Annotated in this window: 19 protein-coding genes and 3 pseudogenes; 12 read left to right on the top strand and 10 right to left on the bottom strand. The window is 71.5% G+C overall.

Features of this window, described 5'->3' with window-relative positions; translation table 11 throughout:
* Nucleotides 1–22: 22 nt before the first annotated feature.
* On the top strand, nucleotides 23–469 hold the full coding sequence (locus tag ACYF6T_RS29580; RefSeq protein WP_461700256.1) for a VOC family protein: 447 nt from the start codon (nucleotides 23–25) through the stop codon (nucleotides 467–469).
* 12 nt (nucleotides 470–481) lie between these two features.
* On the opposite strand, the gene ACYF6T_RS29575 is transcribed toward ACYF6T_RS29580, so the two are convergent.
* The gene (locus ACYF6T_RS29575) at nucleotides 482–1,120 is read right to left on the bottom strand and encodes a hypothetical protein (protein ID WP_461700255.1); all 639 of its coding nucleotides are present in this window, start codon (nucleotides 1,118–1,120) and stop codon (nucleotides 482–484) included.
* A 111-nt stretch (nucleotides 1,121–1,231) separates the two neighbouring features.
* Nucleotides 1,232–5,332, bottom strand: a complete 4,101-nt coding sequence (locus ACYF6T_RS29570) for a discoidin domain-containing protein (protein WP_461700254.1) — start codon at nucleotides 5,330–5,332, stop codon at nucleotides 1,232–1,234.
* Between the two features lie 182 nt (nucleotides 5,333–5,514).
* Between ACYF6T_RS29570 and ACYF6T_RS29565 the strand changes: the two genes are divergently transcribed.
* Nucleotides 5,515–6,018 (top strand): MEKHLA domain-containing protein, encoded by a 504-nt coding sequence (locus ACYF6T_RS29565; protein ID WP_461700253.1) that lies wholly within the window; start codon nucleotides 5,515–5,517, stop codon nucleotides 6,016–6,018.
* Nucleotides 6,019–6,053: 35 nt separating this feature from the next.
* On the opposite strand, the gene ACYF6T_RS29560 is transcribed toward ACYF6T_RS29565, so the two are convergent.
* The 3 genes from ACYF6T_RS29560 to abc-f form a co-directional block, all read right to left on the bottom strand.
* Nucleotides 6,054–6,614: a CGNR zinc finger domain-containing protein gene (locus tag ACYF6T_RS29560; protein ID WP_461700252.1), complete on the bottom strand. Its 561-nt coding sequence runs from the start codon at nucleotides 6,612–6,614 to the stop codon at nucleotides 6,054–6,056.
* 113 nt (nucleotides 6,615–6,727) lie between these two features.
* Complete coding sequence (locus ACYF6T_RS29555; RefSeq protein ID WP_461700251.1) at nucleotides 6,728–8,455, bottom strand: ABC-F family ATP-binding cassette domain-containing protein; 1,728 nt, start codon at nucleotides 8,453–8,455, stop codon at nucleotides 6,728–6,730.
* A gap of 16 nt (nucleotides 8,456–8,471) precedes the next feature.
* On the bottom strand, nucleotides 8,472–10,106 hold the full coding sequence (abc-f, locus tag ACYF6T_RS29550; RefSeq protein ID WP_461700249.1) for a ribosomal protection-like ABC-F family protein: 1,635 nt from the start codon (nucleotides 10,104–10,106) through the stop codon (nucleotides 8,472–8,474).
* Nucleotides 10,107–10,654: 548 nt separating this feature from the next.
* Here abc-f and ACYF6T_RS29545 point away from each other — a divergent pair.
* On the top strand, nucleotides 10,655–11,575 hold the full coding sequence (locus ACYF6T_RS29545) for an alpha/beta hydrolase (protein ID WP_461700248.1): 921 nt from the start codon (nucleotides 10,655–10,657) through the stop codon (nucleotides 11,573–11,575).
* A gap of 78 nt (nucleotides 11,576–11,653) precedes the next feature.
* Here ACYF6T_RS29545 and ACYF6T_RS29540 read toward each other — a convergent pair whose 3' ends face one another.
* Both ACYF6T_RS29540 and ACYF6T_RS29535 read right to left on the bottom strand, forming a co-directional pair.
* Nucleotides 11,654–12,082 (bottom strand): SRPBCC family protein, encoded by a 429-nt coding sequence (locus ACYF6T_RS29540; protein WP_461700247.1) that lies wholly within the window; start codon nucleotides 12,080–12,082, stop codon nucleotides 11,654–11,656.
* A 121-nt stretch (nucleotides 12,083–12,203) separates the two neighbouring features.
* On the bottom strand, nucleotides 12,204–13,664 hold the full coding sequence (locus ACYF6T_RS29535) for a glycoside hydrolase family 76 protein (protein WP_461700246.1): 1,461 nt from the start codon (nucleotides 13,662–13,664) through the stop codon (nucleotides 12,204–12,206).
* A 370-nt stretch (nucleotides 13,665–14,034) separates the two neighbouring features.
* Between ACYF6T_RS29535 and ACYF6T_RS29530 the strand changes: the two genes are divergently transcribed.
* Nucleotides 14,035–14,574: an ArsR/SmtB family transcription factor gene (locus tag ACYF6T_RS29530; RefSeq protein WP_461700244.1), complete on the top strand. Its 540-nt coding sequence runs from the start codon at nucleotides 14,035–14,037 to the stop codon at nucleotides 14,572–14,574.
* The gene (locus tag ACYF6T_RS29525) at nucleotides 14,571–15,872 is read left to right on the top strand and encodes an MFS transporter (RefSeq protein ID WP_461700243.1); all 1,302 of its coding nucleotides are present in this window, start codon (nucleotides 14,571–14,573) and stop codon (nucleotides 15,870–15,872) included. The genes ACYF6T_RS29530 and ACYF6T_RS29525 overlap by 4 nt, the downstream gene beginning before the upstream one ends.
* 99 nt (nucleotides 15,873–15,971) lie before the next feature.
* Here ACYF6T_RS29525 and ACYF6T_RS29520 read toward each other — a convergent pair.
* Both ACYF6T_RS29520 and ACYF6T_RS29515 read right to left on the bottom strand, forming a co-directional pair.
* A pseudogene (locus ACYF6T_RS29520) lies at nucleotides 15,972–16,103 on the bottom strand (TetR/AcrR family transcriptional regulator); the annotation flags it as partial.
* Nucleotides 16,104–16,155: 52 nt separating this feature from the next.
* Complete coding sequence (locus tag ACYF6T_RS29515) at nucleotides 16,156–17,016, bottom strand: helix-turn-helix domain-containing protein (RefSeq protein WP_461700242.1); 861 nt, start codon at nucleotides 17,014–17,016, stop codon at nucleotides 16,156–16,158.
* 171 nt (nucleotides 17,017–17,187) lie between these two features.
* Here ACYF6T_RS29515 and ACYF6T_RS29510 point away from each other — a divergent pair, with 171 nt between their 5' ends.
* From ACYF6T_RS29510 to ACYF6T_RS29490, 5 genes are all read left to right on the top strand, one after another.
* Complete coding sequence (locus ACYF6T_RS29510) at nucleotides 17,188–18,207, top strand: ArsR/SmtB family transcription factor (RefSeq protein ID WP_461700241.1); 1,020 nt, start codon at nucleotides 17,188–17,190, stop codon at nucleotides 18,205–18,207.
* 106 nt (nucleotides 18,208–18,313) lie between these two features.
* The gene (locus ACYF6T_RS29505; RefSeq protein WP_461700240.1) at nucleotides 18,314–18,757 is read left to right on the top strand and encodes a hypothetical protein; all 444 of its coding nucleotides are present in this window, start codon (nucleotides 18,314–18,316) and stop codon (nucleotides 18,755–18,757) included.
* Between the two features lie 18 nt (nucleotides 18,758–18,775).
* A complete protein-coding gene (locus tag ACYF6T_RS29500) occupies nucleotides 18,776–19,147 on the top strand; it encodes a hypothetical protein (RefSeq protein ID WP_461700239.1) in 372 nt (123 codons plus the stop codon).
* An 87-nt stretch (nucleotides 19,148–19,234) separates the two neighbouring features.
* Complete coding sequence (locus tag ACYF6T_RS29495; protein ID WP_461700238.1) at nucleotides 19,235–20,710, top strand: PI-PLC domain-containing protein; 1,476 nt, start codon at nucleotides 19,235–19,237, stop codon at nucleotides 20,708–20,710.
* 250 nt (nucleotides 20,711–20,960) lie between these two features.
* A complete protein-coding gene (locus tag ACYF6T_RS29490) occupies nucleotides 20,961–22,226 on the top strand; it encodes an MFS transporter (protein ID WP_461700237.1) in 1,266 nt (421 codons plus the stop codon).
* 112 nt (nucleotides 22,227–22,338) lie between these two features.
* On the opposite strand, the pseudogene ACYF6T_RS29485 reads toward ACYF6T_RS29490, so the two are convergent.
* Nucleotides 22,339–23,180, bottom strand: a pseudogene (locus tag ACYF6T_RS29485) (LysR substrate-binding domain-containing protein).
* Between the two features lie 120 nt (nucleotides 23,181–23,300).
* On the opposite strand from ACYF6T_RS29485, the gene ACYF6T_RS29480 reads away from it, so the two are divergent.
* Both ACYF6T_RS29480 and ACYF6T_RS29475 read left to right on the top strand, forming a co-directional pair.
* Nucleotides 23,301–24,287: a fumarylacetoacetate hydrolase family protein gene (locus ACYF6T_RS29480; RefSeq protein WP_461700236.1), complete on the top strand. Its 987-nt coding sequence runs from the start codon at nucleotides 23,301–23,303 to the stop codon at nucleotides 24,285–24,287.
* Nucleotides 24,287–24,394: pseudogene (locus tag ACYF6T_RS29475) on the top strand (cyclase family protein); the annotation flags it as partial. The gene ACYF6T_RS29480 and the pseudogene ACYF6T_RS29475, both read left to right, overlap by 1 nt.

Here is a 24,394-nt window from a genome sequence, read left to right as displayed (position 1 = left end):
CCGCCGAAAGTGAGATCACACCATGGACATGAAGCTCGAAGTCGTCATTCTGCCCGTCTCCGACGTGGACCGCGCCAAGGGCTTCTACGCCGACCAGCTCGGCTGGCGCCTCGACGCCGACTTCCCGATCGACGACGGTTACCGGATCGTGCAGGTGACCCCGCCCGGCTCCGAATGCTCCGTCATCTTCGGGCAGGGCGTGACCCATCAGCAGCCGGGCACGCTCCACGGTCTCCAGCTGACCGTCACGGACATCCTCAAGGCCCAGGAGGAACTGACGTCGCGGGGGATCGATGTCTCCGGTCCCTTCCGCGACGCGACGGGTGCCTTCCACCACGCCGGCAGCACCCACCGCGTGCCCGGCACACACCCTGAGCGGGCCAGCTACGGCACCTTCGCCGCCTTCAAGGACCCCGACGGCAACGAGTGGTTCCTGCAGGAGGTCACCGAGCGCGCTCCCGGCCGCTGAGACCGGACGCCTTCAGTCGGTTCCCTCCTCCTTCTCGCTCTTCTCGCCCTTCTCGGCCTCGTCCTGCTCGACCAGGGTGTACATGACGGAACGCTGCTGCTTGTGGCGTCGGATGCGGCCCTTGGCGACCAGGGACTCAAGGGTGTTGCGCACCACCTGCGGGGTGGGGTTGCGGTCCGGGTGCTTCTGAAGGAGTTCGTCCCGCAGCTCCTTCGCCAGACGCGGCTCCTCGTACCGACCAAGCAACTCCGCCAACAGGTCACCGAGCAGCGGCTGGCTCGCCTTCTCCTTCTCACGGGCCTTGGCGGTCCTGGCCGTCTTGGCGGTCTTGGCTGTCTTGGCCGTCTTCGCGGTCTTCGTGGGCTTCGCGGGCTTGGCCGGCCCGGAGCGTCGTGCGGCGGCTTCCGCCGGAGCCGGCTCGGCCTTCGCGACGTCAGGCTCGTCCTGCGCCTGCTCAGGCAGACGGGACTCGTCCTCGACACCCTCGTGCCGCTGGGCGAGGTGCAGGATGTCCGAGAGGAGGGCCTCCTCCTGCTTCAACGCGTTGATTGTCTCCGCCAGCTCCTGCTGTCGCCGGCGGTTCTCTTCCAGGTCCGACGCGGCTTGTGCAACGTACCGCGATCGGAGCGACTCGGCTGATTGGCTTGGCACAACCGTTCACTCCCTCGATATGAATGATGTTGCGCATGGTACCCACGGCCGAGGGTGCCGTGTGAATAAGTGTCAACATCATGGGTTCGCCGAGTATGGGTCGGCCGTCACTCACGGGGCGCTTCGCGCGGTGACCGGAGGAGTGTTGTACCCCTCGGCCCGCAGCCTCGGCCGGTCCGAGGGGAGGGCGGACGCCGGCCAGGACAGGGTGACCGTACGTGTTTCGCCGGGCAGCAGCCACAGGTAGTTGTCGTCGTACAGGGTCGGCAGGACCCGGTCGCCGTCCTCGTCCAGCACAGAGAGCCGGACCATGGCGACGATGACGGACCCGCGGTTGCGGATCGTGGCGGTGGCCGTACGCCGGTCCTCGTCGCGTGACACGTGTGTGAGCGAGGCCGACAGCCGCGCCTGCGGGAGCTCGTTGAGGGCGCGCAGTGACTCCGGGGTGCGGCAGCGCCAGTAGGTGTTGCGCGACCGGACCTCGCCGTCTGCGTCCGTCAGGGTCAACCGCAGCAGGTGCAGGTCGGGCAGGTCCTCCGTGGGCGCCGCGCTGAACGCCGTGGCCGAGGCGGCGGCGTCGACGTCCACCCGTGCGGTCCGCGTGTCGGCGATCCGGCGGCCGGACAGGTCGTACGTCTCCGCCCTGACCGTCGCCCGCTTCAGCGCCGTCCGGGTGTGGTTGACCGCGATGACCTGCCACTGCACCGGATCGGCCTGGACATGCAGGGGTTCGCAGGCGCTGCGGCAGCCGAAGTAGGCGCCGTTGACGTCGAAGTCGTAGTCGTAGGTCTGCCAGACCGTGCTGTGCCAGGCAGGGTGGGACATCCACAGCATCAACCCGCTGGCGTTGTCCCACAGATGGGCGTTCCACGCCTCGAACATGGCGCGGAAGTTCTCGTAGTTGACGAACTGCGCCTTGCGCGCGAAGTCGTCCAGGTCGCGGGCGGCGCCGAGGCGGGCCTCGATGGCCGCCTTGTAGGTGTGCGGGGCCTGGTTGCCGTGCTCGCTCCAGTCGTGGAGGTACCAGGCGCCCCCGATCGGCCACTCCGGCCCGTCCTCACCCACCATGGCACGGGTGCTCGCGGCGGTGGACACGACGGGCATGCCGATCTCGGTGTGGAAGCCGAAGTCCTTGCTCCCGTACGTCGAGGGATCGAAGTAGCGCTCCGGCTCGACCCAGCCGTAGGGGCCGCCACCGGTCACGATGCCGCCGGCGGAGTTGTTCTGGTACAGCACGCCCGGCGCCTGGCTCTCGACGGCCTTGCGCATGCCTTCGTCGACCGCGGCCGGCGGGTTGCCCTCGTTGGCGCCGCACCACACCGCCACGCTGGGGTGGATGCGGTAGCGCAGTACGGTGTCGCGGGCCACGGACAGGAACGCCGCGTGGTCCGGCGGGTCCATGCCCCAGGCGTTGGGGAAGTCGTTCCACACCAGGATGCCGTGCGCGTCGCAGGCGGCGTAGAACTCCTCGCGGTTGCTGCTGCCGACCCAGTTGCGGATCATCGTGAAGTTCATCGCCCGGTGCATCCGCACCGCCGCGTCCATCCGCTCGGCGGGCATCCGGCGCAGCAGCTCGTCCCAGCCCCAGTTGCCGCCGCGCACCAGCACGCGGACGCCGTTGACGCTGATCTTCAACGGGTCGGGGGTGTTGGAGACGGTCGTGACGTCGCTCCACGTCTCGCCGTCGTCGGAGACCTGGATCGTGTACGTCTTCGGGTACGCCTGCTCCCAGACGACCGCGATCCGGTCGAAGCGGCGGGCGGTGCCGAGGTCGACCTGGATCCACTGGTGGTCCTCGTAGGCCGAGGACCAGCGGGTGGTGGGGTCGCCGTCGGTGGCGTGGGCGGCCGGGTGGCCGTCCTCCGTGCTGGAGGCGGTCGCCTCGCGGTGCAGGGCGAGGTCGGTGCCCGGTTCGGCGCTGTCGATGACGGCGAGGGACCACAGGGAGTTGCCCCAGCTGGTGTTGCGCAGACCGCAGGACAACCGGACGTAACGGGCCGTACGGGCCTCGAAGTCCGTGATCCGCAGGGCGGCGTCACCGCTGTTGAAGGGCAGTGGCATGGCCGTGTTGTCCACCGACGCGGCATCCGTCCACTGCTCGCCGTCCGTCGAGACCTGCACGACGAAGGTGCGCGCGTAGGCCTGTTCCCAGACCAGGTCGACCCGGTCGAAGGACTGCACCGAGCCCAGGTCGACGCGGATCCACTGGTCGTCGGCGTAGGCGGAGGACCAGCGGGTGGCCGGGTCGCCGTCGGTGGCGTTGGCGGCCCCGTGGTCGTCCTCGTCGGTGCTGGAGGCCTGCGCGGGGGCGTGCAGGGCGAGGTCGGTGCCGGGGCGGGCGCTGTCGAACACCGACAGGGTCCACAGCGAACAGCCCCAGCCGGTGGCCCGGGTGAGGCAGCGCACGCGGACGTGCCGGGCGCGCTGGTCACCGAGCTGGACGCTCTGCGTGTACGCGTCGGAGGACGGGGTGAACTTCAGCGGGGTGTCGAACTCGTAGCCGAACTGCCGTATGCCGAAGCGGGTGGTGCGCCGGTCGCTCTCGGTGCCGCCGGTGCGGGCGGTCAGGGTGAGGTCGTGCAGGGCGGGCGCGCCCAGGCCGTTGGGCCACCACAGCTCGGGGTTCTTCACCCGCAGGGCGCCGAACGCGTCGGGAGAGAAGACGACATCGATGTCCTCGCCCGCCGGGACGGTGACCGTGCGCGAGACGCGGACGCCGCCGAACTCCGCGGTGACGGTGGTCTCGTGGTCGGCCGAGTCGGCGTTGCGGACCGGGACGGTCAGGGTGAGCTCGGCCACCGACAGATCCGGCAGCGAGGGCAGCACGGTGTCCACGCGCGGGTCGCCGAGGACGATGTGACCGGTCGATCTCAGCCGTACGTGGTTCCAGATGCCGGCCGCGCGGTCGCGCACCGCCGGCATCCAGTCCCAGCCCGAAGAGGCCAGGTACGTCGGCGAGTTGAGGTTCATCGTGTTGGCTCCGGCGTCCACCCAGGCCTCGCCCGCCGGGCCCTTGTCGCCGGGACTGCCCGGCACCGGCATGGGGGAGATGCGTACGGCGAGCGCGTTGCCGCCCTCGGTGGCCAGGAGGCCGGTGATGTCGTGGGCGGAGCGGGCGAAGGGGAAGGTCACCTCGCCCGCCGCGTGCCCGTTGAGCCAGATCTCGGCCTTGTGGTTGACCCCGTCGAACTCCAGCCAGACGCGGCGCCCTTGACCGGTGCGCAGGCCGCGCGGCAGGTCGAAGGCGCGCCGGTACCACCAGGAATGGCGGGACAGGGCCTCGGGGATGCGCAGGTTGTTCAGTCCCGCGACCGGGTCGGGCAGCTTGCCCTGGTCGACGAGGGAGGTGAGGACGGTGCCGGGGACCGTCGCGGGCAGCCAGCGGCTGGTGTCCACGCCGGTCCGCGACAGGGCCGTACCGTCGCCGTGCGCCCAGTCGTCCAGGGTGAGCGTCCAGCCCGACTCCAGGGGCACGGTGCCGTCGGCGGCGACCGTGAGCCGGGGTGCCTCGCCGTGGTGGGTGCCCCAGTCGGTCCAGCCGGTGACCGCGGGGCGGTGGCCGGGGGCGGTGCCGTACACCTCGAAGCCGTTCAGCCCAAGGGGGTTGGAGCTGGAGCGCCGGCGGGCGGTCATCCGGACCCAGCGGGCCGTGACGGGGACGGGCACCGGGATGTCCACCACACCTCCGGTGCCGGCCGTGGTGCGGTACACGCTGGTCCACGAGCGCTGGTCGCGGGAGGTCTCGACGACGAACTCCCTGGCGTAGCTGGAGAGGATCTCCTTGCCGGTGGTGCCCTGGCGGGGGTTGCCGCTGCTCGGCGGGGTGAACACCGGGTCGGCGGCGTCGGCTTCGAAGGTCAGCCGGACACGGTCGACGCGGCAGTCCGCCTGGAGGTCGACCTCGATCCACTGCGGGTCGCCCGCCTCGGCCCGCCACCCCGTGCCGCGCACCCCCGGTGTGGGCAGCGCGTCCACCGCGAATGCGGCGGGTGTGGGCGCGTAGTCCTGCGAGGAGACCCGGACCGGACGGTAGACCGCGAGCTCGCCCGGCGCGGCGGAGGCGCCGGTGCCGGTCGCGTCCGCGGTCTGCACGGCGGCCTCGGCAGTCGGCGCGAGGACCGTGCCGAGGCCGAACCCGGCCAACAGCGTCGAGCCGGTCGCGACGACGGTGCGTCGGGAAGGGTGTCGCGAGGGACACGACTGGTCGGCCATGTGCAATCGTCCAATCACGCAGGCGGGTTGGTGGTGGCGCAGGTTGTGGGGGCGGGGTGGGGTCTCACGATCTGACAACGTTGCCATAGGCTGTTGCGAGAGACACTTCCCTGTCAAGACCTGTGACGTGTGTGCGGCTTTCCGGCCCCGGCCGCACCGGACGAAGAGACAAGTGAATGGTGATGACAACCTCTGCTGCCGGCGCCACGCCGACGATCCCGCCCGGGCGGCCCACCGACCCCGTCTTCGCCGGCCTGCTGCTCTCCAGCCATCTGCGGCTGGTGGGCGAACCGTTGTGTCCGGCGCACTGGGAGGGGGAGGAAGAGGCCGCGCGGTGGCTGTACGAGCAGGCCCCGTTCGGGCTCTTGGCACACGACACGTCCGCCGACCCGCGGTTCGTCTACGCCAACAGCGCGGCGCAGAAGTGCTTCGGCTACGCGTGGGACGAGTTCCTCGGCCTGCCCTCCCGGTTGTCGGCCCGCCCGGACGACCGGCGGGACCGCGAGGCGTTCGTGCGCGCCGTGACGGACCACCACTACGCCACCGGTTACCGAGGGATACGCGTCGGCAAGGACGGCAACGCCTTCTGGATCGAGGACGAGACCATGTGGGATCTGATGGACGCCCGCGGAAGGATTCACGGCCAGGCGGCGGTGTTCCGGTCCTGGTCGCCTGCCGACGTGTGAGAGCCGGCGGGCCCGCCACCGCGGGCCCGCCTCTGTCAGTGGGCGGCGGCGGGCGCGGACTTCTTGCGGGCGCGATAGGCGGCGGCCTTGATCTTGTTGCCGCAGGACTCCATGCCGCACCACTGGCGCCGCATGCCCCGGGAACGGTCGATGTAGACCCGCGTGCACTCGGGGTTGCCGCACTCCTTCATCAAGGGCACGTCCGGGCCGCTGAGCAGCTCGACGGCCAGCCGGGCGACGGTCGCGAGCGCCTGCTCGGGCGTCGCGTCGGTGTGCCGGCCGGTCAGGGTGAGCTGGGGTGTCACCGGGGTCTTGCGCGCGGCGGCGTTCAGCACGGCGAGCGCCTCGGGGTCGAACTTCTCGCCGAGGCGGCGGTCGGTGACGAGCCGGTAGACGGCTTCGCGTACGGTCGTGGCCTCCCGGACGTCGTCCTCCTTGGCGGGAACGATCGTGTCCACCAGCCCGGACTCCATGTACCAGGCGTTCAGTCGCTCCGGGGTCACGAACATCTCGAACCGGGTCGAGCGCCGGGCCCGGAGCGTGGCCGCGAAGTCGAGTGCCGGGTGCCCGCAGACGAAGACATGGTCAAGGTTCACATCACCATCTTGACAGGTGACGGGTGCTGAGTGCAAGAACCGTCACCGCTTCAGACGGTTCGTCGTGACGGCGGTGCTTCACGACCGTACGGTGTCGGCCGCGGCCTGGCTGGTCAGGGCCGTTGGCGGAGGCGGCCGGCCGGCGCAGGGCCTGCTTGCTCCGGCTGCCCGGCTCCTGGCCCCAGACGGAGCTCGCGGCCCTGCCAGCGTCGGCGCAGCCAGCGGTCGTGGCTGGCCACGACGATCGCGCCGGGCCCTGAACCGAGCGCCTCCTCCAGTTCGTCGCACAGCGCGGGGGAGAGGTGGTTGGTGGGCTCGTCGAGCAGGAGGAGCTGGGGCGGGCGGGCCACCAGGAGGGCCAGGGCCAGCCGCCGGCGCTGTCCCACCGACAACTGCCCGACCGGCTTGTCCAGGTCCGCCTCGTGCAGCAGGCCGAGCGAGGCCAGCGGCACCTTCTCGGCCCGTTCGGCGCCCAGCGACTGCTCGTAGGTGTCGCGGACCGTGCGGTCGGGGCGCTCGAACACCGTGTCCTGGGCCAGCAGCCCCACCGTCAGCCGGCGCCGCCTGCGCACCATGCCCTCGGCCGCGAGACGTCCGGCGAGCACGGCGAGCAGCGTCGACTTGCCCGCCCCGTTGCCGCCCGTGACCAGCAGCCGCTCGGTGGGGGAGATCTCCAGGCCGTCCAGTGCGAGCCGGCCCGGGACCCGTACGTCGTGCAGAGAAACCAGGGGCCGGAAGTCCTCCTCGCTGCGGGCGGCCAGGTCCGCGGCCGTGAACCGCAGCGGGCGCGGTGGCTCGGCGACCTGGCCGCGCTCCAGCTCCTCCAGGCGCCGGGTGGCGTTGCGGACCCGGCGGGAGATCTGGCTCTGCACCCGGCCGGCCCGGTGGCCGTAGCCCATCTTCTCGTTGTCGGTACGGCCCCGGTCCGGCGCGACCCGGTGCGCGGTCACGCCCGCGGACTCCCGCAGCGCCGCGAGCTCCGCCTGCTCCTCGGCGTACCGCCGCTCCCAGCGCTCCCGTTCGGCGCGCTTTTCCGCGAGGTAGGCGCTGTAGCCGCCGCCGTAGCGGACCGGGCCGTCCACCGCCGGGTCGAGGTCGACCAGGTCGGTGCAGACGGCGTCGAGGAACGCCCGGTCGTGGCTGGCGACGACGACCGTGCCGGGCAGGGAGCGGATCTGTTCCTCCAGGAACGCGGCGGCGCCGTCGTCGAGGTGGTTGGTCGGCTCGTCCAGCAGCAGCGCGGACGGGCGGCGTACGAGGAGGGCGGCCAGGGCCAGCCGGCCGCGCTGCCCGCCGGAGAGCGAGCCCAAGGTGCGGTCGTGGCCGAACGCGGCCAGGCCCAGACCGTCCAGGACCAGGGCCGCCCGGCGGTCGGCGTCCCAGGACTCACGGTCCTGTGCCAGCTCCAGGCGCCTGCCGTACGCCTCGAGAAGCTCGGGGTCCTCCGGGGTCCGGGCCAGCTCTTCGCCGAGCCGGTCCAGTTCGGCGAGGTCCTCGCGGGCCTCGCGCAGCGCCTCGTCCAGCACCGCGGCGATGGTGGCGTCGGCGTCGTAGGGCATCTCCTGGTGGAGGAAGCCCAGGTCGGCCGGGCGGGTGACGCTTCCCGCGTCGGGTTCGTCGACGCCGGCGAGGACACGCAGGAGGGTGGACTTGCCGACGCCGTTCTCCCCGATGAGGCCGATGCGGTGGCCGGGGGAGGCGGTCAGGGAGATGCCGTCGAGGACGCGACGGGCCCCGAGGCTGCGGACGAGGTCGTGGGCGATCAGTGCGGACACAGGGGTCCCCTCAAGAGTGAGCGGTGGGTGGCCCGCCGGGCGCAGGGCGCCTCGGACGCGGGCCATGGCACACGTCACCGGCTCACACCTCGGGCGCCCCCGTCTCCTTGAGGGTGCCGTCGGCCAGTCGCAGCCAGCGGTTGACGCCGATCCGGGCGAGGAACCATTCGTCGTGGCTGACGACCAGGAAGGCGCCCTGGTAGGAGTTGAGTGCGCTCTCCAGCTGGCCCGTGCTGACCAGGTCGAGGTTGTTGGTGGGCTCGTCGAGCAGCAGCAGGTGGGGGGCCGGTTCGGCGCACAGCACGCAGGCCAGGGTGGCGCGCAGGCGTTCGCCGCCGGACAGGACGCCGACCGGGAGGTGGGCGCGGGTGCCGCGGAAGAGGAAGCGGGCGAGCAGGTTCATGCGCTCCGCCTCGGGCCGCTCGGGGGCGAACTTCGCGAAGTTCTCGGCCACGGTGCGGTCCAGGTCGAGCAGGTCCAGGCGCTGGGAGAGGTAGGCGATCCGGCCGTCGTTGCGCTTGATCTCCCCGCGGTCTGGGGTGAGTTCGCCGGTGATCAGGCGCATGAGGGTGGTCTTGCCGGCGCCGTTGGGGCCGAGGAGGGCGATGCGCTCGGGGCCGCGGACGGTCAGGTCGACGCCGCCCGCGGCGAACACCTCCCGCTCGCCGAGGCGGACTTGCATGCCCTCGCCGAGGAAGAGGGTGCGGCCGGCGGGCACCTGGGTGTCGGGCAGCTCCAGGGTCAGGCGCTGTTCGTCGCGCAGGGCGCGTCCGGCCTCGTCCAGGCGGGCCTTGGCGTCGCTGACCCGGGCGGCGTGCAGGGTGCCGGACTTGCCGGCGGCCTCCTGCGCGCCGCGTTTCATGGTGCCGGCGAAGATCTTGGGCAGGCCGGCGTTCTTGAGGTTCTTGGAGGCGTTGCTCATCCGGCGCTCGGCGCGTTCGCGGGCCTGCTGCATCTCGCGCTTCTCGCGCTTGAGTTCCTGCTCGGCGTTGCGGACGTTCTTCTCCGCGGCCTCCTGCTCGGCGCGCACGGCTTCCTCGTAGGCGGTGAAGTTGCCGCCGTACAGGCGCAGTTCGCTGCTGCCGAGTTCGGCGATGCGGTCCATGCGGTCCAGCAGGGCGCGGTCGTGGCTGACCAGCAGCAGGGTGCCGTTGAAGTCCCCGAGGGCGTCGTGGAGCTTGTGCCGGGCCTGGAGGTCGAGGTTGTTGGTGGGCTCGTCGAGGAGGAGGACGTCGGGGCGTTTGAGGAGCTGGGCGGCGAGGCCGAGGGAGACGACCTGGCCGCCGCTGAGCGTGCCCAGGCTGCGGTCCAGGGTGAGGTCGGCCAGGCCCAGGCGGTCGAGCTGGGCGCGGGTGCGCTCCTCGATGTCCCAGTCGTCGCCGATGGTGGTGAAGTGCTCCTCGGCGACGTCGCCGGACTCCACGGCGTCGATGGCGCGGATCACCGCGGCGATGCCGAGGACCTCGGCGACCGTGAGGTTGCCGGTCAGGGGCAGGCTCTGCGGGAGGTAGCCGAGGGTGCCGCCGACGGACACCGAGCCGGTGGCGGGCTTGAGCTCACCGGCGATCAGTTTGAGCAGGGTGGACTTGCCGGAGCCGTTGGGCGCGACCAGGCCGGTGCGGCCGGCGGTCACGGAGAAGGACAGGTCCTGGAAGACCGGGGTGTCATCGGGCCAGGCGAAGGAGAGGTTGGAGCAGACGATGGCGGCGTCGGACATGAGAGGCGACCTTCGAGGTGACTGGGGCAGAGCGCAGACCTCTGCCCTGGGCAGACGTGGGAAAGGGGGGTACGACGAAACGGACCACCTCGGCAGCGCTCCTGAGCGCCGGCCGGTGGCCGTCAGATCCGGATCTCACCCGGAGATGTCGTCTTCACCCACCACGTCTGTGACTCCTCGATCAACCATCAATGCCGCATCGACTTTAACAGCCCTCGTCGCGCCCCGTCGACGGTGTGTCCCTGGGACGGCTCATACGTGTGCACAGGCGGAAGTTGGCTGACAGGCCCTGGGACATATCGGTTCGGGGCGGCTGGTGCGAGCCCGGCGTGTCGGCGGAGTGAGTAACTCCCGGCCTGCATCGACACCGGTCGCCACGACGACCCGTGGCCGGTCTGGGGGAGACAGGTGTGAGGGGGGAAGGTTCCTTCCCAGGCAGAAACCCGCCTCTCCCGCGCGCGGCACGGACGGCGGATGGTGGACGAGTACCCGGCGCAGGCCGGGCGCTTCCGACCTCGTTCGTCACCGACTTCCCGGAGTGTTCTTCCATGGCTCGCACCCGCGTCAGCTTCCACAGCGCCGGTATCGAGATCGCCGCGCACCTCTACACCCCCGACGGCATGGCCGTCGGCCCCCGTTCGGCGCTGGTGGTGGGGCACCCCGGGACCGGGGTCAAGGAGCAGACCTCCGGCACCTACGCGCGGCTGCTGGCCGAGCGCGGATTCGTCACCCTCGCCTTCGACGCAGCGCACCAGGGCGAGTCCGGCGGTCTGCCCCGCGGGCTGGAGGACCCCGCCCAGCGCATCGAGGACTTCAAGTCCGCCGTCTCCTTCCTCTCCACCCGTCAGGAGGTCGACCCCGACCGCATCGGTCTGCTCGGCATCTGTGCTTCCGGCGGGTACTCCCTGGCCGCCACCGGAGGTGACCATCGCGTCAGGGCCGTCGCCACGGTCTGCACCGCCGAACCCGCCCGCCAGTTCCGCTTCGGCGCCGACGGCACGCAGGACCCGGCCGTCTTCCAGGCTCTCCTGGACGCCGCCGCCCAGGCACGCAGCCGTGCCGCCCGCGGCGAGGAGGCCGGTGTGCTGACGGTGTTCCCCGACACCGCCGAGGAGGCGGGCGCCCTGGGCGGCGAGCACGGCATCGAGGGGTGGGAGTACTACTGCGGCGCCCGTGGATACCACGAGCGCTCCGCGAAGTTCCTCACCTGGGACAGCGTGGACAAGATGGCTTCCAGCGATGTCTTCCGCGCCGTGCCCCTCATCGGCCCCCGCCCGATCCTCCAGATCATCGGCGAGCGGGCGGTGACCGCCTGGATGGCGATCGAGGCCCACCAGGCCGCCACCGGCCCCAAGGAGCTCCACCGCATCCCCGGCGCGAGCCACGTCGACCTCTACGACAAGCGTGAGTACGTCGACCAGGCCGTCGACAAGCTGACCGACTACTTCACCACCCACCTCGACAAGTGACGTGTCGCGGCCACGCGGGGCACCCATGCGGGAGGGCCGACGGCGCACTCCGTCGGCCCTCCCGCATGGGTGGGTGTGTCACTTGGCCCGGAGCGGCCCGGAGAAGGACTTGCGCAGCGAGCCGGGAGCGGCCAGGGGGAGGAGTGCGGCGAGCATCTTGCCCTTGACCGTGCTCGGTTCCCGGGTCAGCTCGACGTCGACCCGGGTGCCGTCGCCCTCGGGCGTCATCGTGAAGACCCAGCCTCCGCCGGCCCCGAAGAGCTTGGAGTCCAGCGTGGTGACGGTGACCGTGTCGCCGGCGGGCTCCCACTCGTAGCGCGCCCGCTCCCAGGCGGCCGCGGTCCCCTCGGTGACCTCGGCCCACGTGTCGCCGAGGTCGTGAACCTCGAAGTGGTCGGCGTCGATCGTGGGCCACGACTGGGCGCGGGCGGGCCCGAAGTCGGTCAGCACCTCCAGCACGTCCTCGGGGCCGAGCTGGGAGACGAGGTGGAAGCGTACGACTGCCATGGGATGTCCTCACCGAGAAGTAACCGTTCTGAGCGGTGACGAGACACTCCCACGCGGCCTCGTCACCTGTCAAGGCGGTTACGTTGGGAGGGGGGTATTCAGTTGTCCCGGGAGAACGGCGTTACTGGCCTGCCGCGTTGAGCAGATCCAGCACGCTCTGCTGGCAGCCGTAGTCGCTCGTACCGGTACCGCCGTTCCAGTGCGGGCCGTACTGGTCGAGGGAGTTGCGGTCCTTGGCGTAGGCCGCCTCCGCCCACCGGTCCAGCGTGGCCGCGTAGGGATGGTCGGACAGCTGGGCGTCGAGTGCGCCGAGACCGCGGACGTAGGCGCCCTTGAAGGAGGGGCCGTCGCCCGTGCAGCCGTCGGACTCGCCGGGTTCGCGCAGCACGCCGTCGGTCTGGAGGCGGACGGTCGAGGCGTCGGCCAGTTGCCGGGCCGTGGCCGGCAGGGTGCTGTCGCCCGTGGCCCGGTACAACTCGGTGAGACCGCCGAGGATGACGCCCTGGTTGTAGGTCCAGGTGGTCTGGCCGTTGTTGGCGCAGGCGTCGGTGAGCCCGTCGTTGATCATGTGATCGCCGTTGATCATGCCGCTCTGCTGGAACCAGGCCCACTCGTTCCGCGCCCGGGCCAGATAGACGGTGTCCCCGCTGATCCGGTTGTGCAACGCGGCGTTGAGCTGGAGGAACAGCTCGTTGGTGATGGCGTTCTTGTAGGTCTTCGTCTCGTTCCACAGCACCCCGCCGCCGCACACCCCGGTCCAGTAGGCGTTCATGTGATCGGCGTCGGCGCGGGCGGTGTTGAGATAGCGGCTGTCCCCGGTCGCGTCGTAGGCGGCCACCCAGGCCAGGCCCCACCAACCCGTGTCGTCCAGATAGTCGTTGGTGAAGTTGCCGCCCTGGGCTCCGATGTTCTTGTCGTACGTGGAGGCGATGGCGTACCGGTAGCTCGGCATGCCGCTGACGCGGGCGTTGTCGAGGACGGCGGTCAGCGCGTTGGCGGAGGTCCACCAGCCGTTGCCGCCGAACAGACCCGTGCCGCGGTCGTAGGACATCATCAGGGCGGTCGCCGCGGCGGTGCCCCGGCTCCAGGCGTTCCAGTTCACCCGGGCCCAGGCGGTGCACGTGATCTCCGGTCGGTCGCCGGCCTTGCCGCACGCGCGCAGCGCCCCGACGCCGTTGGTGTTCCAGTCGTCGACGTTGTACATGAGGGTGCGCCAGCCGCGGTAGCCGGTGGGCGTCGTGGTGTCGCCCAGTTTGCTGCCGTCGGTCCAGGTGCGACCGCCGTCGAAGCTCCGGTCCAGCCAGACCTCGTCGCCCGGGTTGCCGTTGTCGATGGAAGCCCAGCCCATGACATCGTTGTCCGAGAGGTGCAGTCGGACGGTGCGGCCGTAAAGGGTGCTGCTGACGGGGGTGCGGTCGGAGGTGGCCGCCGCGGGGTCGCGTGTGTCGCAGTACTTGTTGCAGATGGCGGCTGCCGCCGCCGCGTCGGCGCTCGACGGGGCGGTGAAGGTGAGGAGCGCGGCGAGGGCGGCGGTCGCCGATGCGAACGCTGCCGTGCGGCGGGGTCTGTGTGTCCTGGGCACTGTCCACCTCCGGTGGGGGGAGCGCGCGAACGCCTGGTATGGACCTGTGTGTGAGCGCACTCAGCGTGCCGTTTGGTAGAGGACATGTCAATGAGTGCGTCACGGCATGGCACGCACGTCGACGGCCGTGAGGGGGACGGACGTGGCGCCGAGGACGTCCAGACCGCGCGCGATGGAAGACCGTGCCGGGCGAGAAGTCGAGCAGCCCAGCGGTGAAGGGAATCGAGCGGCCCGGTGGTGTGTCGGGGTGTCCACCAACTCGCTCTCGCTCACGGGGAGTCCGGTGGCAGGTCGCGGGTGCGGGACGCGGGTGCACGGGAGCTCGCCAAACCTCTTGCGCAATGGTCAAGAATCGTTGACCATTGCCGGCATGCCTTCGGACGAGCCTCCCGAGACGTTTCACGTCACCACTGACGAACAACTACGTGCGGTCTCCAACCTCACGCGTCACCGGATCATGGCCGTGCTCCGCTTCGAGCCCGCGACGATCACACAGATCGCCGAGCGCGTGGGCCTGGCGAAGGGGAGTTCCAGCTATCACGTGCGGCTGCTGGAACGGGCCGGCCTGGTGAAGGTCGTACGGACGCGGAAGGTGCGCGGGGTCACCGAGCGGTACTACGCGATGGCCGCGCGGAACATCGTGCTGCCCGATGCGGGCGAGGGAGGGCCGGACGTGCTGATGCGGCACGCGGTGGCGGACCTGGAGGCCGCGCCCGCGGATGGGGAGCGGCACGTGAGGATGGCGCATCTGAGGCTCACCGACGAGCAGTTCGCAGAACTGGGGGCGCGGCTGGAGGCACTGGCGGACGAGTACCGGGAGCTGTCCGATCCCTCGCTGCCGGACGCGTCACTCGTCTTCGCACTGTTCCACCCGACACCGCGCGAGCAGGCCGAGAGGGGCGCCAAGTGACCTCGGACCTGGGGAAGTTGCCGACCGGGTTCGGACGGCTGTGGAGCGCGCAGACGATCTCCTCGCTCGGTGACGGGGTGACACACGCGGCGCTGCCCCTGCTCGCGTTGACGCTGACGCGCGAACCGACCGCGCTCGCCGTCGTCACAGCCGCGGGGACCCTGCCCTGGCTGCTCTTCGGAATCCTGGGCGGCGCGCTGGTGGACCGCTGGGACCGTCGGCGCACGATGTGGGTCGCGGACGCGGCGCGTGCGGTGCTGCTGGCGATACCGGCGGCGGCCACCGTGCTCGACGTGCTGAGCATTCCGCTGCTCGCGGCCGTCGCCTTCCTGCTCGGTCTCGGCGGACTCTTCTTCGACACGGCCGCCACGGCCTATCTGCCGGATCTGCTCCACCGCGACCCCGTACTCCTGGAGCGCGCCAACTCCCGCCTGCGCGGGGCCCAGACGGCCATGTCCGGCTTCGCGGGGCCGCCCGCGGGCAGTGCGCTGCTTTCGCTCGGGCGGGGAGTTCCGCTGCTCGCCGACGCGGTGTCGTTCCTGCTCTCCGCGCTGTTCGTCCGTACGCTGCCCGCCGTGCCGCGGCCCGTGCCGGAGACCCGCGAGTCGCTGTTGCGGCAGGCGCGGGCCGGGGCCGCCCACGTCTTCCGGGACCGGGTGCTGCTCGGACTGGCGCTCCGCCCGGCGGTCGGGAACGTCGCCTTCCTCGCCGTGGAGACCGTCCTGGCCCTCTTCGCACACGACCGCCTCGGCATCGACACCTACGGCTTCGGCCTGCTCCTCACGGCGGAGGCCACAGGCGGACTGCTTGGTGCGGGCATCGCCTCCCACCTTGGCCGGCGACTCGGCACCGGCACCGCCCTGACCTGCACGGCCGCCGTCGAAGGGCTCGCCATCCTGGGCCTGGCCGCTGCCCGGAACCCGTACGTGGCCGCGCTGGCGCTCGCTGTGTGCGGGGGCGGCATGGGCGCCACGATGGTGCTCGGGCCCTCCCTCCGGCAGACGATCGTCCCGGCCCACCTCATGGGCCGGATCGCTTCCACGTCCCGCATGCTGGCCATGTGCGCCGCGCCCGTCGGGGCCTTCCTCGGCGGCTGGCTGGCCACGGCCTACGACATCCGCACCCCGCTCTACGCCGCCGCCGTCCTCCTCCTGGCGATGACGGCCGTGACGGCATCCATGACCAGCAACCGCCGCATCGAAGCGGCGCTGCGCGCCGCCGCCCCGGCCGGCGGTCCACACCTCCCGGCAGCCAGGATTCCCGCCCGGGAGCCTGCATCCGAGGGACGCACCACATAGCCGGTTCGGTCGGGGCGGGTCGGCCGTCAGTCTTCCTGTCTGTGCCGGACAGGCCGGGGCGGACGCCGGGCACGAGGGCGCTCCTCCGCGTGCCGCCGCTCACCCCGGGTCCGGCAGCCGGCGGCGGGCGATCTCGTGAGCGTCGTCCGGTGGGACACCCGGCATGCGCGGCACCGTCCCGGCCAGACGCTCCGCGGCCTCGTCGCCGTCCAGGTCCGGACGCGGACCACGGCTCCACGCCCGCCGGTCCAGCCGCCCTGTGTCCGGCCTTCTGCCCTGCGCATCACCCGAAAACGGTGCACTGATCGCGCGCATACCTGGGAGCCGGGCGCGGGGTGTCGCCGCAGGCGCGGAACTGCCATCCCTCACGCAGGGGGTGGGCAGGGGTGGTGCGGGAGGATGCCGTGGCGGTGAAGGGGCCGCACTGCGTCCAGGTCCTGCCGTCGTCCCTGGTCCAGTCGATCCACACGCGGTCACCGAAGCGCGCGCCGGTGATCTCGGCCCAGGCCATCCGGCGGCCGTTCACCGTGCCGTTCTCCAGGCGAACGACGGGCGTGTGATCGTCTCCGTGGACCTCGGCGGGAGCGGTGTCGACCTGGCCCTCGACGCCGGCCGGCGGCCACGTCCAGTCGTTGCAGGCGCCGTCCTGCGGCGAGGTGAGGGTGGTGTGCGCCCGGTGGTCGGGGGCCAGTTCGAGGCCGGCCCACACACCGGTTCCCCCGCACACGAGCGCCGTGGCGAGCATCAGTGCTGCGACGGTCATGGCCGGTCGCCGTCGGTACAGGGGGAGTTGGTCGGCGCCCGCACGCTGCGGAGGCGGGGTGGGGGAGACGGGCGGTGGGGGATAGGCCCGCAACGGCGTGCAGCGTCCATCCCGGTGCTCTTCCCGCTGCAGGTGCTCCCACAACGGCCGTAAGGGCGCCCAGTCCTCATCCGCCGCCTCACCCAACCCCTGCACCACACTCCACGGCGGCACGATGCGGCCGGAGAGATAGCGGGAGAGGGACGAGTCGCTGGCGTGGACGACGTCCTGGAGCTCCTTGAGGGATCTGCCGGTCCGCTGCCGCATCCCGCGCAGCCGCTCGGCGAGAAGATCGCCGGCCAGACACTCCGGCTCCGCACGCGCGGCACTGTCACGTCCCATCCGTCCCATCCTGGATGCGCGCCCGATGCTCGTCCCTCAGCGTAGGCCCAGATCGGCAGCGGACTGGCGGGGCAGGCGCATCCCAGTCCCGTCCCAGCGGGCACTACCGGCCAGTCCACGTCGCCATAGTGGGGCTGCCGGGCACACACCAACGCCGCAACGGGGGACAGAGTGCTGCGTGTTCACTTCACCGACGAGGACCTCGCGCGTGTCGAGGTCGCCGCCACCTTCGATCCCCTGTGGGAGACCGTCCTCGCCCTGCAGCAGATGACGGAGGCCACGCGCGTCCCGGCCGTCTACCTGACATGGTGGCGGCGGGCCCGCCGGGTTCTGGCGGAGCGACATTTGACCGGATCGCTCCAGCGATTACGCATGCTCGCGCCGGCGGACTGTTACTTCCCGGACTTCCTCACCCCGCTCGCCGCCGCCGATGGGCTGCGGTCCGGGCTACAGGCGGTACGAGCGACCCCGCCCCGCCAACTCGTCCGCGAAGTGAGGCTGTTGGCGCGACTGCGCCATCCGCGCGGTGCGCCGCTGTGGCTGCGCAACCTCGCCGCGGGCGACCGGGAAGGAGTGCAGGACGTCGCAGACGCGCTCCATGCGCTGCACGACGCGGTGATCGCGCCCGACTGGAGTGATGTCGATGCCACCCTGGAAGCCGACCGGGCGGTACGGGCACGGGTTCTGCGGGACGGCGGCGTGCACGGGCTCCTGAGCGCCCTCGGTCCCGGCACGCGCTGGGAACCACCCGTCCTCCACACCGGCTACCCCGTCGACCGCGACCTGCGCCTGGAGGGCCGGGGCCTGCGTCTGATCCCCTCCTTCTTCTGCTGGCGCACGCCGGTCACGCTGGCCGACGGAAGCCTGCCCCCTGTGCTGGTCTGCCCCGCGCAGCACGAGAGACCGGAAGCCGCCGCGCTGCGCCGCGAGCGTCACGCCCAGGCCCTGGCCGTCCTGCTCGGCCGCAATCGCGCCCGCGTCCTGGCCGCCCTCGACGTCGCCGCCACCACGGGCGAACTCGCGAGTCGCCTCGGTGTCTCCGCGGCCGGCACGAGCCAGCACGCCCACGCCCTGGCGGACGCCGGACTGGTCCGCAGCCGGCGGATGGGCAATCACGTCCTGCACACGCTGACCCCCCTGGGCCGGGCGTTGCTGCGGCACGGGCATCCCGCTTCCGCTGCCGTGAACTGACTCTTTCAGGCACGGCTGAAACACCTCGCGCGGTCCCGTTCACGCCCCGCAGGCTGAGCAGGCGCAGACAGGCGCCGAACGGACCGACTTCTCCAGGAGGCCACCCATGAAACGACCGAGGACCGCGCTCAGCGGCGTGGCGGCTACCGCCGCGCTGACCGCCGCCCTGCTGGCCGGCGCCCCCGGCTCCGCTTCCGCGGCAGCCCACGGCGCCCGTACGGAAGCGGCCGGTGCCGCACTCGCGCAGGTGAAGGCCGCCGCGTACACGAAGCACTGGATCACCCTCTTCGAGGACGAGGACGGCTACCGCACCGCGCACCCGTTCTCCCAGCCGATCACGCCCTCCGGCGGGATCTACGCGGGCAGCAACTACGTGTACTGCCGCGTCTGGGGCGACGAGGTGACGGGCGCCTACGGATACAACCACTGGTGGCTGCTGACCGATCTGGACTGGACGTACTCGGGCAAGCCCTGGCAGAACCAGTACATCTCCGCCTACGGCCTGTCGGGCCAGGGCAACGACCAGGCCAACGGCATCCCCGACTGCTGAGGACGAGGAAGCCGGCCGATGAGGAGCTTCCTGAGGAACGCGTGCCTGGGCCTGCCGGCGGCCGCGGCCCTGGCCGGTCTGCTGCTCACCGCGGCTCCCGCGCGGGCCACCGGGTCAACCCCGGTCATGCCGTGCCCGCCCAGCCCCGGGACGACCTTCTGCGTCACGCGGACGACCCCGGTGTACGCCGGGCTGCCCCCGCTCACCCAGATCGGTCAACTGCTGCCGGGGCGGGCGTACTTCGCCCACTGCCAAGTGCCGGCCGACGCGGTGACGCAGGGCGAGCGCCACAGCCATTGGTGGGTCAGGACCGACGCGGGCTGGGCCAGCGAGATCGACATCGCCGGCCTGGCCGACGACCAGCCGGTTCCCGGGCTCGCGCACTGCTGACACGTCCACGGTCGCGGCGGGTCCGGATGCGGGCGCCGCCGCGGCAACCTGCCCAATCCACAAGGCCGTTCAGGCTGGAGGAGCCCCATGAGATCGTTCAGACCGCGCATCCCGCTGACGGTGTTCAGCGCCGTGACGGCCGTGCTCGCCGTCCTGGCCGGCGCCCGGCCGGCAGCGGCGGACAGGCCGTCCGCCGAACCGGCCGCTGCCGCACCGACCCCCCTGCTGCACGGGCACTCGCACAACGACTACCTCAACTCCCCGCCCCTCACCGCCGCCCTGGACGACGGCTATACGAGCATCGAGGCCGACGTGTGGCTGAAGTCGGGCACCCTCTGGGTCTGCCACGACTTCGCCACGGGTTCGTGCAAGAGCGACTCCGGCGACACCCGGCAGCCCCTCGCCTTCGACTCCGTCTACCTCCAAGGACTGCAGACCTGGATCCACGATCACGGCGGCACCGTGTACGCCGGCTACACCCCACCGGTCCGTCTCCTCGTGGAGATCAAGTGTGCCGCCCCCAGCACCGGGGGACCCTGTGACGACAACGGCAGCACACCGAGCGCGAGCAGCGACAACAACCCGCTCAACGTGCTCTCCGCCATCGACGGCGCCCTCCTGCCCTACCAGGACCTGCTCTCTACGCCGACCGACACCAGCGCCCCGGTCCAGGTGGTCATCACCGGCGGCCACAACGGCGAGAACTATCCCAACCCGGCCGCGGGCGCCGGATCCAGTGCCCCCGCACAGACCAGCGTGAGCGCCGTCCTGCACGCCCAGTACCCTTACAACGAGGCCTATCTCGACGGCACGCTCGACTCGGGATACGCGAGCGCGGACCCGGTCGTGCCCCTGCTCAGCTTCGCCGCCATGCAACTGTCCCCGGACGCGGACTGCGACTTCGCGGACTACGCCCCGCTGACCACTCCCGGATCACCGACGACGAAGCAGCTGAACGAGATCGTCGACGCCCACGCCAACGGCCACCAGGTGCGCGTCTACGGGCTGCCGGACTGCCCGGCCGGCCACGCGGGCGCCTCGGGTGGCGAAGATCTGGTCAGCGCCACGAGGGCGTGGAGCGACGCGGCGCGCGGCAGCGTGGACTACATCGGCAGCAACCACATCGACAGCCTCCACAACTGGCTGTCGGCCAACGACAGCGCACCCGTCGGAGGCGGCGGCGACTGCGGGCCCCGCCAGACGGTCAAGTCCGGTCTGCTCGCCCAGTACTGCACGCTGTGGGCCGACGACGTGCCGGTGCACGCTTTCGCCGACGCCGGCAGCGCGACGGTCGGCACGCTGGACAGCGGCGGCCGGGCCAACTGGTTCGTCGGCCAGACCCAGGGCACGACCCCGCAGACCGACAGCACCTCGTGGTGTTACCCGGGCAACCCGGCCTGGTGCAACGACTGGTGGGCGTACACACAGGCCGACAACGGCGCGTGGGGCTGGGTGTCGGTGGTGTACTTCACCGGCGGTTCGAACGACCAGCCGGCGGATGACCTGTACGGCTGCGACGTCGCCGACGCGACCCCTGCCGGACCCGTCTGCCATCCCTACTGAAGGAGGCTCGTCAGACAGCGGCTTCATGCCGTCACTGACTTTCGTCCGGCTCATTCATGGCATGGATGAGCCGGATACGGGATTCGGATCGCTCCAGGGATGGCAGCGGGGCTCCGCGCCGCCCATAGTCGTCCCTACCGCACGCCGCTGTCCGGTCCGGCGGTCGACCTGCGGCCCTCCTCGGCATGCCCCGCGCCGTCGGCGCGTGACAGGCATGTCCGCCCCGGTACGCCGTTTCCCTGGAGTCGCCATGCCTGGTTCCGTCCCTTCGTCCGCCGCCGCGGTGGATGACGCCGCCGCGTCGCCCGTCGCCGTCTCGGGTCCGGGCCACCGGTTGCGTGTGACGCTGCTGATGGCGGGCAGTTGTCTGCCGATCCTGGGGGCGGTGCTCATCGCCCCGGTGCTGCCGAAGATGCAGGACCACTTCGCCTCCACGCCGGGGGCCAAGGCGCTGGTCCCGCTCGCACTGACCGTTCCGGCGCTGGCGCTGGCGCTGCTGGCGCCGTTCGCCGGCGTGATCGTGGACCGGCTGGGGCGCAAACGGCTGCTGATCGTGACGACTCTCCTGTACGCCGTGTTCGGAACGGCCCCGCTGTATCTGGACTCGCTGGGTGCCATCATCGCCAGCCGTGCCCTCGTCGGGGTCGCCGAGGCCGCGATCATGACGTGCTGCACCACGCTGATCGGCGACTACTACTCCGGGCAGCGACGGGTGAAGTACCTGGCCCTGCAGACCATGTGCGCGTCCGCCTCGGCCACCGTCTTCTTCGTGCTCGGCGGCGCCGCGGGGTCGGCCGGCTGGCGGGTTCCGTTCTGGGTCTACGCCGCGAGCCTGGTGCTCGCCCCGCTGATGGCCACCGCTCTGCCCAGCCCGGCGGTCCGCACCACCGCGGAGCGGGAGCCCGCGGCGGGGCAGAGCCGCCCTGCCTTCCCGTGGCGGCAGTTGGCGGGCATCTGCGCCCTCACCTTCTTCGGGGCGATGGTCTTCTACACCGTCCCGGTCGAGATGTCGTACCTCCTGGACGACCTCGGGGTGAAGAACTCCGGCGTCATCGGTCTGGCCACCGCGATCGCCAGCGCCGCCACCGTCGCCGGAGCCATCACGTTCGCCCGGCTGGGACGCACCCCGGACCCCGTGCTGCCCGCGGTTCTCGCGCTCTGCGCGGTCGGCTTCGGCGTGATGTTCCTCGCGGGCAACGCCGCGCTGCTGGTCGTCGGAGCGGTGATCAACTGTGTCGGCACGGGCATGCTGCTGCCCGCCCTGCTGACCAGTGCCATGTCCCGCCTGGCGTTCGAGGACCGAGGCCGTGGCACCGGTCTGTGGATGACGGCCTTCTTCGGCGGCGAGTTCGTCTGCCCGCTGGTGCTGCTGGCCGTGGAGTCTGCGGTCGGCAGCCTCGCGGCTGCCGTGGGCGTGCTGGGGCTGGCCGCCGGCCTCGTCGCAGCCGGTCTGCTCGCGGTCCGCCGGCGCGTCGCCGCCGTCGATCCCCGGCCGCTGCCGGAGCAGGTGGCCTGATCGGGGCAGTCCACTGGCGGACCGTCACGATGCGCCGTCGCGAGACCGCGGCGCATCGTGACCACTCGTTTCCCTGCGAGACGACCGCACCCGGTGCGGCCGGGCGCTCCGTCTACACGTCGCCGTCGCCGTCGACCTGCGAGGACGCCCCGACCTCGGCGGCCTTCTGACGCAACCAGATGTGTGCCGCGTCCTGGGCGTGGACCGGGTGCCACCACATCGCCTCCTGCACGGGTACGGCCTCGAAGGGGCAGGGCAGGACCCGTACCGCGGTGGACCGCACCACTCTGCGGGCCAGACGTTCCTGGATCATCGCGATCCGGTGGGTGCCCTCGATCATGTGAGGGAGCAACTGGAACGTCTGCACGGAGACCTCGACCCTCGGGCTGACGCCGATCATGCTGAGCTGGCGGGCGGCCGGGGCATCGTAGGGACGCTGGTAGACCGCCCAGGGCAGCCGGGCCAGATGGTCGAGGGTGAGTTCGTCGCACAGCCAGCGGTCCCGGAAGAGGCCGACGGCGGGCATGCCGTCGATCACGCCGTGCGGCATCAGCAGCCCGTCGACGGTGCTCAGCACGGTCGCCGTGTTCTCCACCGCGGTGGGGGCCGGGTGCTGGAAGGCGAGCCGGATCCCGGGCGCTTCCCGGTGCAGGGCGCGGGCGAGGGCGGCGCCGAACACGGCCGCGCCGTAGTCCGATGCGAGCAGGGTGACCTCGCGTGTCTCGGCCGTCGGATCGACGTCGGCCTGGCTGGCGAAGACCCGCTCCAGCAGCTCGCACGCGGTGGCGCTGCGGTCGCGCAGGGCGACGCCGAGCGGTGTCAGCTCGTAGCTGTTTCCGGTGCGGGCGAGCCATTCGTCGTCGAAATGGCGGCACCGGCCCGGATGACGTTGCGTTCCTCCAGCAGGGCGCGCAGGGCGACGACCAGAGAGAGGTCGAGTCGGGACAGGTCCACCGGGCGCCACCTGGCAAGGGAGAACAATCCACGACGTGGATTGGCCTCATCCACAGGATTCATTTCCGCGATCGACCGATCGAGTCCAGAGTAGACCGCAACCCCACTGGAGGACATCTCATGGCAACGCTCGCGCAACCTGACGGCCCGTTCGCGCTCGGCACGTGCTCCGCTGCGGACGGGGCCCCGTTCCCCGCCCTGGTGGTCCGGGACCGCGTGCTGGACCTGAGCCAGACTCTGGTCTGGGAGCCGGCCGACCTGCGCGCCGTACTGGAGCGGTGGGAGGAGGCCCTGCCCGTCCTGCGCACCCTCGCCGACGAGGACGCCCTCGAGTGGCGGCCCCTCGACGGCCTGCGGGTGCACGCGCCGATCGAGCCGAAGCAGATCTTCCAGTCCGGCGCCAACTACCGGCAGCACGTGATCGACCTGGAGGTCGCCCACCGTGCTCCCGACGACCCGCGCACGGTCGAGGAGGCCCGGGCGGAGATCGCCGCCGTCATGGACCGGCGCGCGGCGGAGGACCTGCCGTACGTGTTCATCGGCCTGCCGAGTACGGTCGCCGGCCCGTACGACGACGTCGTCCTGCCCGCCTGGGCCGAACAGCCCGACTGGGAACTGGAGTTGGCCGCCGTCATCGGCAAGCCCGCGCACCGGGTGTCCGTCGAGGAGGCGATGGAGTACGTCGCCGGCTACACGATCGCCAACGACCTCACCGACCGGGCGACCGTCTTCCGCCGGGACATGAAGGCCATCGGCACCGACTGGCTGCGCAGCAAGAACGCGCCCGGCTTCACTCCGCTCGGGCCGTGGATCGTGCCCGCCGAGTCGGTGGGCAACCCCGGCGACCTGCAGGTCACGCTCAAGCTCAACGGCGAGACCATGCAGGACGAGTCCACCAAGGACATGCTCTTCGGCGTCGCCCGCCTCGTCTCCTACATCTCCCAGACGGCCCGCCTCCTGCCCGGGGACCTGGTGCTGACGGGTTCCCCGGCCGGCAACGGCATGCACTGGGGGCGGCTGCTGCGCGACGGTGACGTCATGGAGGGCTCCATCACCGGGCTGGGCGTGCAGCGCACCCGCTGTGTCGCGGAGGGAGACGCGAAGTGATCGACCGCACGGACCCCGAAGGGGCGATCGCCGAAGCCGCCAAGTCGTACTCGAACTGGGGCCGTTGGGGGGAGGAGGACGTGCTGGGCACGCTGAACTTCCTCGAC

Source organism: Streptomyces sp. 7R007 (assembly GCF_054850255.1).
The sequence above is the reverse complement of the archived record's forward strand: the minus strand, read 5'-3'. Positions and strand labels throughout refer to the sequence as shown.

What these genes read in the sequence shown, in the direction of transcription:
- abc-f (WP_461700249.1), bottom strand. Translation starts at nt 10,106, where the DNA reads ATGTCCGACGCCGCCATCGTCTGCTCCAACCTCTCCTTCGCCTGGCCC.
- ACYF6T_RS29580 (WP_461700256.1), top strand. Translation starts at nt 23, where the DNA reads ATGGACATGAAGCTCGAAGTCGTCATTCTGCCCGTCTCCGACGTGGAC.
- ACYF6T_RS29530 (WP_461700244.1), top strand. Translation starts at nt 14,035, where the DNA reads ATGCCTTCGGACGAGCCTCCCGAGACGTTTCACGTCACCACTGACGAA.
- ACYF6T_RS29565 (WP_461700253.1), top strand. Translation starts at nt 5,515, where the DNA reads ATGACAACCTCTGCTGCCGGCGCCACGCCGACGATCCCGCCCGGGCGG.
- ACYF6T_RS29490 (WP_461700237.1), top strand. Translation starts at nt 20,961, where the DNA reads ATGCCTGGTTCCGTCCCTTCGTCCGCCGCCGCGGTGGATGACGCCGCC.
- ACYF6T_RS29495 (WP_461700238.1), top strand. Translation starts at nt 19,235, where the DNA reads ATGAGATCGTTCAGACCGCGCATCCCGCTGACGGTGTTCAGCGCCGTG.
- ACYF6T_RS29505 (WP_461700240.1), top strand. Translation starts at nt 18,314, where the DNA reads ATGAAACGACCGAGGACCGCGCTCAGCGGCGTGGCGGCTACCGCCGCG.
- ACYF6T_RS29515 (WP_461700242.1), bottom strand. Translation starts at nt 17,016, where the DNA reads ATGGGACGTGACAGTGCCGCGCGTGCGGAGCCGGAGTGTCTGGCCGGC.
- ACYF6T_RS29555 (WP_461700251.1), bottom strand. Translation starts at nt 8,455, where the DNA reads ATGGCCCGCGTCCGAGGCGCCCTGCGCCCGGCGGGCCACCCACCGCTC.
- ACYF6T_RS29500 (WP_461700239.1), top strand. Translation starts at nt 18,776, where the DNA reads ATGAGGAGCTTCCTGAGGAACGCGTGCCTGGGCCTGCCGGCGGCCGCG.
- ACYF6T_RS29540 (WP_461700247.1), bottom strand. Translation starts at nt 12,082, where the DNA reads ATGGCAGTCGTACGCTTCCACCTCGTCTCCCAGCTCGGCCCCGAGGAC.
- ACYF6T_RS29545 (WP_461700248.1), top strand. Translation starts at nt 10,655, where the DNA reads ATGGCTCGCACCCGCGTCAGCTTCCACAGCGCCGGTATCGAGATCGCC.
- ACYF6T_RS29480 (WP_461700236.1), top strand. Translation starts at nt 23,301, where the DNA reads ATGGCAACGCTCGCGCAACCTGACGGCCCGTTCGCGCTCGGCACGTGC.
- ACYF6T_RS29570 (WP_461700254.1), bottom strand. Translation starts at nt 5,332, where the DNA reads ATGGCCGACCAGTCGTGTCCCTCGCGACACCCTTCCCGACGCACCGTC.